Here is an 11851-nt window from a genome sequence, read left to right on the forward strand (position 1 = left end):
AGGTTTTTAATATGATCTGTGAAGGCAAGACCACCGAAGACAAGGAAGGAAAGTGGACAAGGAAGATTTTATACGGACAATGGTCTTTTAATGGGCTATTTTTCTTACTAAGAATACAGACTTTGTACTGTTTTTCTCCCTGGTCACCTTGTCCACCTTGTCCACCTTGTCTTGTCCTTATAAGGGGAGGGGACTGGATTTTATTGTTTTTTGTGTGTTCCCTGTTCCCTAATATAAAAATTACCTGTTTAATACTTTCCAAACATCCTCTTAGATGTGTTAAGTCATGGAAATCACAAATTAATAATTGATTAATGTATGGCTGGCACCACGCTATTGAAAATAGCCAGATAATTTACATTAGAGAAATATTCCATTGCTTCATATAAACAATTTTCCAACTTTCTCTAATTTTTTTTGACAATTAGTAAAAAAATCTTTAAGCTAAAAGATAGGTTACACAGTTCCAACAAAAAACAGCAATTTTGTTAGATAAATTAAAAATTGCTCTTGTAGATTATCGGCATGAACAAATGAACTGAACTCAATGCTTGATGATAAATAGTAACGGCATCACTTTGAGCTTCAGTAGAGACCTAGGAGTAAGATATTTTGACATTGACCGGATTTCGCTGCGGGTAGCCATACAAACTCCGGTCAGGTGTTAATGATGATAGTGGTGTGAGGATTTGCAACATTGACTGAGGTGCGATAGATATGTCCAGGAGAACACAATGCTTGAGTATCTGACATCTTTAAATGATCACAATTTGCCGTATCCAGATACGATGCACCCCATCATTGTCCATTTCGTAATTGCGATGGTTTTGTTTGCATTCTTCTGCGATATACTCGGTTACTTTACTGGTAGAACTCATCTATTTGAAGTGAGTTGGTGGAATATGTTTGTGGCGACCATCGCTATCTTCGTGGCGATTATTTTCGGTCAATTTGAAGCCGGTTTAGCACAACCCTACACCCAAGCTAAATCAGTATTAAATGTACATACATTGGTTGGTTGGTCCCTATCGGGAATTATCGCATCCGTTACAGCTTGGCGGTATGTAATTCGCAGCAGCAACCCGTACAAATTGCCGATTCATTATATGCTGGCTGGGTTGTTGTTAACTGTGATTGTCGGCGTGCAAGTATATCTGGGAGATCAACTGGTGTGGGTATATGGACTGCACACAGTACCAGTTGTTGAAGCAGTCAAGGAAGGTATCTTGCCATGAACTCGGAATTAATTGATCAAATAAGCGGCCAATTCGGGGCTAATGGACTACCTTACTCGATTCCCATTCATCCTAACTTAGTCCATCTTACCTTGGGTCTGTTCATCATTGGCATTACCTTTGATATTGTAGGTATGCTGTTACCCTGGCAAAAATGGGTCTTCAAGTTTTTAGCCATTCCTGTCGAACCTGCCAACTTTTTTGATGTGGGGTGGTACAACATGGTCGGCTCCACTATCATTACTATTTTCACTGTAGCTGCGGGCTTTTATGAAATGCTGCTCGCAACACCATCTAGTGATGTCAAAAGTGCTTGGGGAATGCAGGCCATGGAAACCATGCTTTGGCATGGTGTGGGTGGGGTATTCTTGCTGGGGCTGATTCTAGGGATGACTGTTTGGAGAGGATGGCAGCGTTTTATTTGGAGTCAAGACCCAGCACAAGAGGTGCAGTGGAGTTATTTAGCCACTGGAATAGTAGTGATGTTGATTATGTACGTCCACGGCACACTAGGAGCGCAAATGGCGGCAGAGTTTGGCATACATAATACAGCAGATAACTTGCTGAGAATGGGCGCTGACCTAAACACAATGCTCAAGTAACTAACAATTATGGACTTGCGGAAGATTTTAAATATTTTCACCGTGTTGGTGGCTGCAACCATTGTGACTATCATCAGTCTCTGGATAGGACAGCAGGCTTATAGCTGGCTTCCCCCCCAAGCAGCAGCAGAATCTGAGCTAATTGATGATTTAATTAGCTTCTTAGTCACCCTGGGTGCATTCATCTTTTTAGGTGTAACCGGGACTCTGATGTACTCCATCATTTTCCACCGGGCACAAAGATGGGACTTGAGCGATGGACCCCACATTGAGGGTAACGTTACCTTAGAGGTGGTGTGGACAGCTATCCCCATTATGTTAGTGTTATGGATTGCTGCCTATAGCTACCAAGTGTATGAGGAAATGGGGATTCAAGGACCCATGGAACTGGTGCATTTGCATAATTCTGTAAGTATGGAATCGGCTGATGCAGCACCCCAGGAGGAAGGGGAACCGGTAGAAAACATTGATGTAGTGGCTAAACAATGGGCGTGGGTGTTCCACTATCCTGAAAGAAATGTTACCAGTACAGAATTGCATTTACCAAGCGATCGCCGGGTACGTTTAGCACTAAAATCAGAAGACGTGCTACATGGCTTCTATATTCCTGCATTCCGCCTCAAGCAGGACATTGTACCCAACCACACCATTGACTTTGAATTTACACCCATCCGTGAGGGACAGTATCGGTTAACCGATTCTCAATATAGTGGTACATACTTTGCCACCATGCAGGCCAATGTAGTTGTGGAATCTCCCGAAGATTACCATCAATGGCTATCCTACGCTGCCACCCAAAAGCCCACACCAGCCCCAAATCAGGCAGCCTCTGAGTATGCCCAAGCAGCCAGTCAGCCAGTCAAAAACGGTTGGGCTAGAGTAGCACCAGCAACATCTCCTCTAGTCAATTATCCTGGGTAATGACCAATGACACATATCTCTGTTACAGACATCAGTCACCCTGGTGAGCAACCAGGTAGCTGGAAAAAATACTTCAGCTTTAGCACCGACCATAAGGTAATTGGTATACAGTACCTGGTCACCTCATTTATCTTCTTTCTCGTCGGCGGGATCTTCGCCATGGTAATTCGGGGAGAACTAATTACACCCGAATCTGACCTAGTAGACCGCACCGTTTATAACGGGATGTTCACCATGCACGGCACTGTCATGCTGTTCTTGTGGACATTTCCCTCCCTAGTAGGCTTTGCCAACTATCTAGTACCCCTAATGATTGGGGCGAGGGATATGGCATTTCCCCGACTCAACGCCGTGGCCTTTTGGATGGTACCGGTGGTGGGGATTCTTTTAATGACCAGTTTCTTAGTCCCCGGTGGTCCAGCCCAAGCCGGTTGGTGGTCTTACCCACCAGTAAGCTTGCAAAACCCCACCGGTAACTTAATTAATGGTCAAGTAGTTTGGTTACTAGCAGTAGCCATCTCCGGTGTTTCCTCCATCATGGGTGCTGTTAACTTTGTTACCACCATCGTCAAGATGCGCGCCCCGGGGATGGGCTTCTTTCGGATGCCTTTATTTGTCTGGGCAGTATTTAGCGCCCAGATTATCCAATTGTTTGGATTACCTGCACTCACAGCCGGTGCAGTGATGTTACTACTAGACCTGACCGCAGGGACTGCCTTTTTTAACCCCAGCCACGGCGGTAATCCAGTGATGTTTCAGCATTACTTCTGGTTTTACTCCCACCCGGCTGTTTATGTCATTATCTTGCCCATCTTTGGCATTTTCTCAGAAATATTCCCAGTCTACGCCCGCAAACCATTGTTTGGCTACAAAGTAGTTGCCATCTCCTCAATGTTAATTGCGGTAGTCAGTGGTATCGTCTGGGTACACCATATGTACGTCAGTGGTACACCTGGTTGGATGCGGTTAATATTCATGCTTACCACCATGTTTGTATCCGTACCCACAGGGATTAAAGTATTTGCTTGGGTAGCGACCATTTGGGGGGGTAAACTGCGGCTAGATACAGCCATGCTGTTTTCCCTGGGTGGCTTAATCATGTTTGTATTCGCCGGTATCACAGGTATTATGCTTTCCTCAGTACCTGTAGATGTACACGTCAACAATACTTACTTTGTGGTCGGTCACTTTCACTATGTCCTCTTTGGCACAGTGACTATGGGTTTATACTCTGCAATTTACCACTGGTTCCCCAAAATGACCGGCAGAATGTACTACGAAGGCTGGGGTAAATTGCACTTTTGGTTAACATTCATTGGCACTAACCTTAACTTTTTGCCCATGCACCCCTTGGGTTTGCAAGGAATGTTACGCCGGGTTTCCTCCTACGCTCCAGAGTACGAATTTTGGAATATTATCGCTAGTCTGGGGGCTTTCATGCTGGGAATGTCCACCTTACCATTCATTTTCAACATGGTCATTTCCTGGATGCAAGGGGAAAAAGCACCTGATAATCCCTGGAGAGCGATCGGACTAGAGTGGATGGTTTCTTCACCCCCCCCAGTGGAAAACTTTGAACAAATTCCCATCATTATTTCTGAACCTTACGGCTACGGCAAATTAGAACCCTTAACAGCCAACAACCCCGCATTAAAAAACGCAGACTAAATCTCCGCGTTCCTCTGGGTTTAAAAAAGGAGAATTCCCATCAATGGACAGTTCCATCAACTCAGAAGAGTTGCAATTACCTCACCATCACACAGGCGTTGAACACGAACACGACGAAGAAGGCAATAAAATGTTTGGCTTCATTGTGTTCCTGCTATCGGAAAGCGTTATCTTCCTGAGTTTCTTCGCCGGGTATATCGTCTACAAAACCACAACTCCTAACTGGTTACCAGATGGAGTTTCCGGGCTAGAAATTATAGAACCCGCCATCAATACAGTCATTCTTGTTTCCAGTAGCTTTGTGATTTACTTAGCAGAACGAGCCCTACAAAAACACGATTTAAGGGGATTTCGCATCTATCTGGCCGCCACTATGGCCATGGGTACCTACTTTTTAGTGGGACAAGGTATTGAATGGAGTAACCTGGAGTTTGGGTTCACTTCCGGGGTATTCGGTGGGATGTTCTATCTGCTGACTGGTTTTCACGGTTTGCACGTTCTCACTGGTATTCTGTTACAGTTGATTATTTTTTTCCGTTCTTTCTTACCGGGAAACTACGATTCCGGTCACTTTGGGGTCAATGCGACCTCGTTATTCTGGCACTTCGTAGATGTAATTTGGATTGTTTTGTTTATCCTTATCTATATTTGGCAATAGGTTTTTGGGGATACTGCTGTTCAGTCGGTGGTGTCCCCATTTTTTTACCTATGGGTGAATATTAAGATGGATTAAGACGCAGGTATAAAATCTCAACAATATATAACGTATATTTAGTTACTAAGTAGTTCATAACGATCAGGTATATGTGTCATTGATTATTGAGATGGTAGATGCTGATGTATAATGTATACTGGTTTATTTATACATGAGTTTAAGCTTTTTTAAAACAGCATATAGTTACTGAGAATATGGATATATGATTCAGCAAGATGATAAAGCTTTATTTCAAAAAAAGGCTCTCAAAAATGCTTTAGGTAATTTTAAGTTTCCCTCCGATTTAGAGCAACGTCACCAGACTATTCAAAAATGGGTTAAGGCTCTACAAACAGGTACACTTGACCAAATGAGTGAAGTTTCCTTACATGGTGATTTTCTCAAAGATATCTTTCAAAATGTGTTGGGTTATCGTTCGGTAATTGATGGTGGTGGTAAAGCATGGGAAATTTACCCAGAAAAACATATCGCTGATGGTGGGGGTGCTGCTGATGCAGCTTTGGGATTTTTTACAGCTGTAGAAAACCATAAAGGTCAAGTAAAATTACAGGGTTTAGTTGTTGCACCTATTGAATTAAAAGGAAGTAAAAATAATTTAGACCGTGCTGTATCTGGAAGGGACAAATCAGCGGTTGATCAAGGATGGCATTATGCTAATTATACACATGATTGTCATTGGATTATTATTTCTAATTATCGAGAGTTAAGACTCTATCACATTAATAAAACTCCTGCTTATTATCAAAGGTTCTCTTTGACAGATTTAGCAGATTTCCAGGAATTTAAAATATTTTACTTTATTTTTTGTCGGGAAAATTTTTTACCCATTAAAAATCTATCTGTAATTGATAGGTTGTTAACTGCTTCTAATCAAGCACAAGAGGAAATTACAAAACAACTCTATGAGGAATATCAGCAAGTTAGATTAAACATTGTTAAACATTTCCGCTTTATCTGTGATTTAAATATTCCCAACCGGGAGCAAGTTTTAATTGAGAAAGCACAAAAGACTTTAGATAGAATTTTATTTATTGCTTTTTGTGAGGATAGGGGACTATTACCAGAGAGGACAATTAGTAATGCTCATGATAGTAGAAACCCTTATAATCCTGTTCCGATTTGGGAAATTTATAAAAATGTTTTCCGCTGGGTTGACCAAGGTCATGATGATCCACCAATTCCGGGTTATAATGGGGGTTTGTTTCAACATGATTCCCTGTTAGATGAACAGTTAAATATTCCAGATTCTTTATGTACTCAACTGAAACAACTGACGCGCTTTGATTTTGATTCCGAAGTTTCTGTAGATATTCTGGGACGGATTTTTGAGCAGTCAATTACAGATTTAGAAGAGTTAAAAGCTGATATCACTCAAAAGGAATTTGATAAAAAACAAGGTAAGCGGAAGAAATTAGGGGTATTTTACACCCCTGCTTATATTACTCAATATATCGTTGAAGTGGCCATTGGTGGTTATTTGCAAACGCGAGAGTATGAGTTAAGACAGCGGTTTGAGCTAGCAGCAGATACACTACAACAGCGAGAACAAGAAATTCAGTTTTGGTTAACTTACCGAGATGAGGTATTAGTAAAAACGCGAGTTCTTGACCCCGCTTGTGGTTCAGGTGCGTTTTTAATTGCAGCTTTTGATTATTTAGAAAGTCAGTATCGACGAGTTAATGATAATTTACGCTTTCTGGAATATCAGGGGTTAGAAAATATCGAATTAGATAGAACTATTCTCAGTAATAACTTGTTTGGCGTTGATTTATCGCCGGAGTCGGTAGAAATTACTAAGTTATCTTTGTGGTTAAAAACTGCAACTCAGGGGAAAAGTTTAACTTATTTGGATGATCATATTAAAGTTGGTAATTCTATTGTAGGTGATTCACAACTGACAGATTTAGCTTTTAATTGGGAAGGTGAGTTTCCCCAAGTGTTTGCTGAGGGTGGTTTTGATGTTGTAATTGGGAATCCTCCTTATATCCGTCAGCTTCTGCTATCTGACATAAAACCATATTTACAAACTAAATATAAATGCTATCATGGATCTGCTGACTTGTATGTATATTTCTATGAAAAAGGTTTAAATTTATTAAAGCCAGAAGGAATACTTTCTTATATTGTTACTAATAAATGGTTACGTTCTGGTTACGGTGAACCGTTGCGACGGTTCTTTTCTGAGTCGAGTGTATTTGAAGAAATTATAGATTTTGGACACGCGCCAATTTTTCAAGATGCTGATACTTTTCCCTGTATTGTGGTAGTGAGGAAACCTAAAATTGTTGAGATATCAAATGAGAATCAATCAGTTTTAGTTTGTTCTGTTCCCCGTCAGGAGATAGCTAAAATTAACCTGACTCAATATGTGCAGAATCCAGAGAACAGTTATACTATCCCTTGGTCGCGGTTTACTAGCAATGCTTGGAGTTTAGAACCTCCTGCGGTTGAGGAATTAATGGGGAAAATTCAGCGGGTGGGAGTTCCCTTAAGGGAGTTTGCTGGGGTAAAACCTTATTGGGGAGTTTGTACAGGTTTTAATGAGGCGTTTTTAATAGATGAAGCGACTAAGAATAAGTTGGTTCAAGCTGACCCGAAATCTGCAGAAATCATTAAGCCTTATTTAAGAGGCCAAGATATTAAAAGGTGGGTTCCTAAATGGGAAAATTTATGGATGATTTTCGCACGTCGAGGGATTGATATTGATGCTTACCCATCGATTAAAAATCATTTGCTTGAATATAAATACAACCTAGAACCTCGTCCTAAGCACGTAAATAAAGATAATTGGCATGGACGTAAATATGGTAGTTTTAAATGGTATGAAATACAAGATACTATTAACTACTGGCAATTATTTTCTCAGCCTAAAATTATATACCAAGAAATCCAATTTCATCCAGCTTACAGCTATGATACCAGAGGATATTTTGCAAATAATAAAGCTTTTATCATTCCCACATCTGACTTATATATTCTGGGAGTTCTCAATTCTCCTCTGATGTGGTGGTATAATTGGCGACATTTACCACACATGAAAGATGAGGCTCTAAACCCTGCTGGCTATTTGATGGAAACTCTACCCATTGCGTCACCTACCGCAGAAATACGTACGAAAGTAGAAATAATAGTCACCCGGTTAATTGAAATTACTCAACTGAACGGGGAAGTTGAGCAAGATTTCCTGGAGTGGTTGCAAATAGAATTTAAAATTGAGAAGCTGGGACAAAAATTAGGAGATTTCGCTGCTTTAGAATTGGCTGAGTTTGTGGAAGAGGTGAGAAAAAGAATGCCAAAATCTAAAACGGTTGACCCTTTGGGTGTATCCCAATTTAAAGCGCTGCGTCAAGGATATAATGATTATGTTCCAGCAATCCAAAGTCGGAAATATGAAGCTGTAAAATTAGAATATCGACTGGCTGATTTAGTTAACCAAGCCTATGAACTGACAGCACAGGAGATTGATTTAATGTGGAGAACAGCACCGCCCAGAATGCCTATTGGTCAATTTTCTAGGTAATATAGGAATCTTATTTGAGTTGAGAAATTATCAGTGAGGAAAGGGAACACACCGAACAGGGAACACCGAAGGATTGGGGAACAAACCGAACACACAAAAAACAATAAAATCCAGTCCCCTCCCCTTACAAGGACAAGACAAGGTGGACAAGGTGGACAAGGTGACAAGGGAGAAAAACAGTACAAAGTCTGTATTTTTAGTCAGAAAAATAGCCCCTTAAAAGATCATTGTCCGGATAAAATCTTCCTTGTCCACTTTCCTTCCTTGTCTTCCTAGTCTTGCCTTCACAGATCATATTAAAAACCTACCCTTGCAAGGAGAGGGTGGGGTTAAATAATATTCGATACACTAATCATGACTTGACAAACATCCTCTAAGGGAGTTGGGTATGTGGTCAAGGGTGAAAACTGAGTTTAGTGGATTAATTCAATGGCGCGTTTAGTCAATTCTTCAGCAGTTAACCCGTTAAAGGCCATCAATTCCCCGGCGCTGGCGGTGGTTTCCCCACGTTTCCAGGCGAAAGTATCACGTTTGCAGTTGCTGCGTAACATGATCGGTTCAAGCATGGCCGCTGCGCCACCAGTGACACCAATCAATGCATCACCACCGAATAATTGGGCAAATTGAGCATCATCCATGAAACCGCCATCGGGTTCTGAGCAAGTTTCCCAAGCTGTGTCATGAGGACGATACAAACGGCGAGGGTTAATGATGGAAACAATTTTTACGCCTATACCTTCAGTTTCTAAGAAAGCGGCAGCTTCAAATACGGGAATTAAGGTCATATCGCCAATGACTGCAAATACAACTTGTTTATCACCAGCAACTTCTTGTAATAAGATTGCGCCGTCTGCTAAACCTTGGCGAGTTTGTTCTAGGGTGGTACGAATGGGTAAGGGTGATTTACTGGCGGTGATGACGATTCCTTTATTTTTGGTGTTCAAAGCCCAGTCATAACAAACTTGAATGCTGTTAGCGTCGGGGGGAAATAGGGGGAAAACATTACCATTACGCATGAGGGAAGCAAAGTATGCTTCAATTTCTGGGCGTTGGTGTGTCCAACCGTTGCGGCCTTGCTCTAATGCACCGGCGGTAAATAAGGTAATGGTTGAGGGAGTTTGACGGCGTAATTCTGCCATGGCTTGGATGACTGTTTGCCAAATTGGTAACCCGTTGATGGCAAAGGATTCATAGGAACACCATAGGGTTCTCGCACCCATGAGGGCTAAACCTGCAGCTAAACCTGCGCAAGCATCTTCACTCAATGGTTCATAAACTTGACCGTTGGGTGCTTGGTTATATAAATCGTCGGTGGTGGGGTGAATGACTTTGAGGGCTTGGTTAATGTTAGCAATTCCTGATGCTTCGTTACCGTCGGCGTTGGTGACTAGGAATTTACTATCTTGTTTACCGACGATTCCCACTAAGCGCCCCATGGCGGTGGTGGAAACTTGGGGGTCACCGGCGACTGTATATTCTTCTAGGGGTAATTTCCCTAGGTCTGGTAATGGTAATTCAAATTCTGTGACTACTGTTTTGGCTGCGGGTCCGCCACCGGCGCGTTCGGCGTTGGTTCTGACTGTTTCCCAAGCTTCTGCGGGGAGGGCGCGGCTTTGCAAGGCGCTGATAATGTGGGGTGCGTCTAGGGTGTCTTTGGGGTAGAGGTTATGAGATTTGGAACCGCGGGCGTGAACCCCTGCGCCTTTGAGTTGTTTAATGATAAATACGGTAAGTTTGCCGTTGAGGGCGGAGTGGGCGGCTTTATCTATGCCTAAAAGTACGGTTTTGGTGAAGGCTAGGCGCTGCTCAAAGGAGAAGGCGGTACTATCAACATAGTCCCCTGGTTGGTGTTGGTCGTCAAAGTCTTTGGCATCGACTAGAATTACTTCGGCAAAACCGTTTCCTTGCCAGTAGGCTTTCATTTCGGCGTTGGTTTTGAGGGAAACCATGCTATGATGTTCTTGGCTGTAGCCGTTCCACACTAGGACGGGTAGGAAGTTGGTGGCACTGGGATAGGCGGTGTTAAAATGTGCCATGGAACTCATAATATATGGTTCACCTAGTCCGCCGTCACCCAGGGTGAAGGGGAATAATTTATCTGGGTGCAGCAGTGCGGCTGACATGGCAAAATGTTGTCCTTGTCCTAGGGGTCCGGCGGGTGCAAGAATGCCGGGGATGTAGCCGGAAAGATGCCCTAAAAGTCCGTGCTTTTCCCGGAAGCGATCGCGCAGTTGCTGTACTGTATTAATCCCCATGTCTTCTAGGGAGCGGTCTAAAAACATAGCGCTATAGAATCCGGGGGCGTGGTGTCCCACTTCTGTCATGATGTTTTTATGACCTAGCATTACCAAGGCTGCATAGGCTTCTGCTTGACTTGCGAAACCCCCCGGATGTCCGGAAGCTTTACTGGCTGTGACTTGTAGGGTTAAATAGCGCAGGGCATCGGCAGCTAGTAAGGTTTGATATACCGCCGCGGGATCTGTGGGATCGGCGATCGCCTTTTTTCCTGGTTCTATTGCGGCAACTTTACCATAAGTTGCAAAATTTTGCAACGCCTCACCAAAATATTGGATTCCTTCACAAAAATTTGGCAGGGCGGAAGATGCTGTGGATGTCATACTGAGTACCTTATAAAAACTGGGCAAGCTGTAGATGCTTAATGAATTTAACAAAAATTTTACATCTTTGAGGTAGTGAGGATTTATTGCTTTTTCACAAGGTGAGGATAAGAAGTTTAAATCGTTATCTAGCCCAGAGGGAATTATTTTGAGTTATTTTAAGTATTATTACTGGATAAAACATAAAAGGATGTTTTAAAAGGTATGATTAGTGTATCAAATATTGTTTTACCCCCACCCTCACCATTCCCTTCACCAGGGAATGGGACTTGATTTTATTACTTCCTCGTGTTCTCTAATCCCTAATCCCTAATCCCTGTTCCCTGTTCCCTGTTCTCTAATCCCTGTTCCCTGTTCCCTAAGATAAAAATTACCTGTGGAAAACTTATAAAACATCCTCTAAAAGCTTGACACTCACATTCTGCTCTTGAGTATTGGGTTTGAATAACAGAAATATAGTCATATATAGTTAGATATTAACATTTGATTGACACAACTTACAAAATAATGTTATTATATATGATGTTTTGCATGTGTATCATATATGCAAGTTGTGGAGCGGCATATCATTC

Annotated in this window: 8 protein-coding genes; 6 read left to right on the forward strand and 2 right to left on the reverse strand. The window is 42.1% G+C overall.

The genetic code is table 11. The features are described from left to right. Positions 1-262 (reverse strand): hypothetical protein (locus tag PN447_RS01255; protein WP_271760176.1); only part of this gene is annotated, 262 nt, incomplete at its 3' end. A gap of 472 nt (positions 263-734) precedes the next feature. On the opposite strand from PN447_RS01255, the gene PN447_RS01260 reads away from it, so the two are divergent. The 6 genes from PN447_RS01260 (at position 735) to PN447_RS01285 (ending at position 8661) form a co-directional block, all read left to right on the forward strand. Continuing rightward, on the forward strand, positions 735-1235 hold the full coding sequence (locus tag PN447_RS01260) for a DUF2231 domain-containing protein (RefSeq protein ID WP_271760178.1): 501 nt from the start codon (positions 735-737) through the stop codon (positions 1233-1235). After that, positions 1232-1837: a DUF2231 domain-containing protein gene (locus PN447_RS01265; protein WP_271760180.1), complete on the forward strand. Its 606-nt coding sequence runs from the start codon at positions 1232-1234 to the stop codon at positions 1835-1837. Before PN447_RS01260 ends, PN447_RS01265 begins: the two co-directional genes overlap by 4 nt. 9 nt (positions 1838-1846) lie before the next feature. Beyond that, complete coding sequence (locus tag PN447_RS01270) at positions 1847-2758, forward strand: cytochrome c oxidase subunit II (RefSeq protein ID WP_271760181.1); 912 nt, start codon at positions 1847-1849, stop codon at positions 2756-2758. 6 nt (positions 2759-2764) lie between these two features. Beyond that, complete coding sequence (gene ctaD / locus PN447_RS01275) at positions 2765-4426, forward strand: cytochrome c oxidase subunit I (RefSeq protein ID WP_271760182.1); 1662 nt, start codon at positions 2765-2767, stop codon at positions 4424-4426. Between the two features lie 43 nt (positions 4427-4469). Beyond that, on the forward strand, positions 4470-5084 hold the full coding sequence (locus tag PN447_RS01280; RefSeq protein WP_271734421.1) for a cytochrome c oxidase subunit 3: 615 nt from the start codon (positions 4470-4472) through the stop codon (positions 5082-5084). 259 nt (positions 5085-5343) lie between these two features. Continuing rightward, entirely contained in the window at positions 5344-8661 is a 3318-nt protein-coding gene (locus tag PN447_RS01285) for an Eco57I restriction-modification methylase domain-containing protein (RefSeq protein ID WP_271760184.1), read from the forward strand. Between the two features lie 413 nt (positions 8662-9074). Here the strand turns inward: PN447_RS01285 and PN447_RS01290 are convergent, their stop codons facing one another. Continuing rightward, positions 9075-11279 carry a phosphoketolase gene (locus PN447_RS01290; RefSeq protein ID WP_271760185.1) on the reverse strand — a complete coding sequence of 735 codons (2205 nt, stop codon included), beginning with the start codon at positions 11277-11279 and terminating at the stop codon, positions 9075-9077. Positions 11280-11851: the final 572 nt, after the last annotated feature.

It is taken from the genome of Anabaena sp. CS-542/02, assembly GCF_028331085.1.
GTDB classification, from domain to species: Bacteria; Cyanobacteriota; Cyanobacteriia; order Cyanobacteriales; family Nostocaceae; genus Anabaenopsis; species Anabaenopsis arnoldii.

Coding starts and splice junctions, on each gene's coding strand:
- PN447_RS01260 (WP_271760178.1), top strand. CDS start 735: ATGCTTGAGTATCTGACATCTTTAAATGATCACAATTTGCCGTATCCA.
- PN447_RS01265 (WP_271760180.1), top strand. CDS start 1,232: ATGAACTCGGAATTAATTGATCAAATAAGCGGCCAATTCGGGGCTAAT.
- PN447_RS01270 (WP_271760181.1), top strand. CDS start 1,847: ATGGACTTGCGGAAGATTTTAAATATTTTCACCGTGTTGGTGGCTGCA.
- ctaD (WP_271760182.1), top strand. CDS start 2,765: ATGACACATATCTCTGTTACAGACATCAGTCACCCTGGTGAGCAACCA.
- PN447_RS01280 (WP_271734421.1), top strand. CDS start 4,470: ATGGACAGTTCCATCAACTCAGAAGAGTTGCAATTACCTCACCATCAC.
- PN447_RS01285 (WP_271760184.1), top strand. CDS start 5,344: ATGATTCAGCAAGATGATAAAGCTTTATTTCAAAAAAAGGCTCTCAAA.
- PN447_RS01290 (WP_271760185.1), bottom strand. CDS start 11,279: ATGACATCCACAGCATCTTCCGCCCTGCCAAATTTTTGTGAAGGAATC.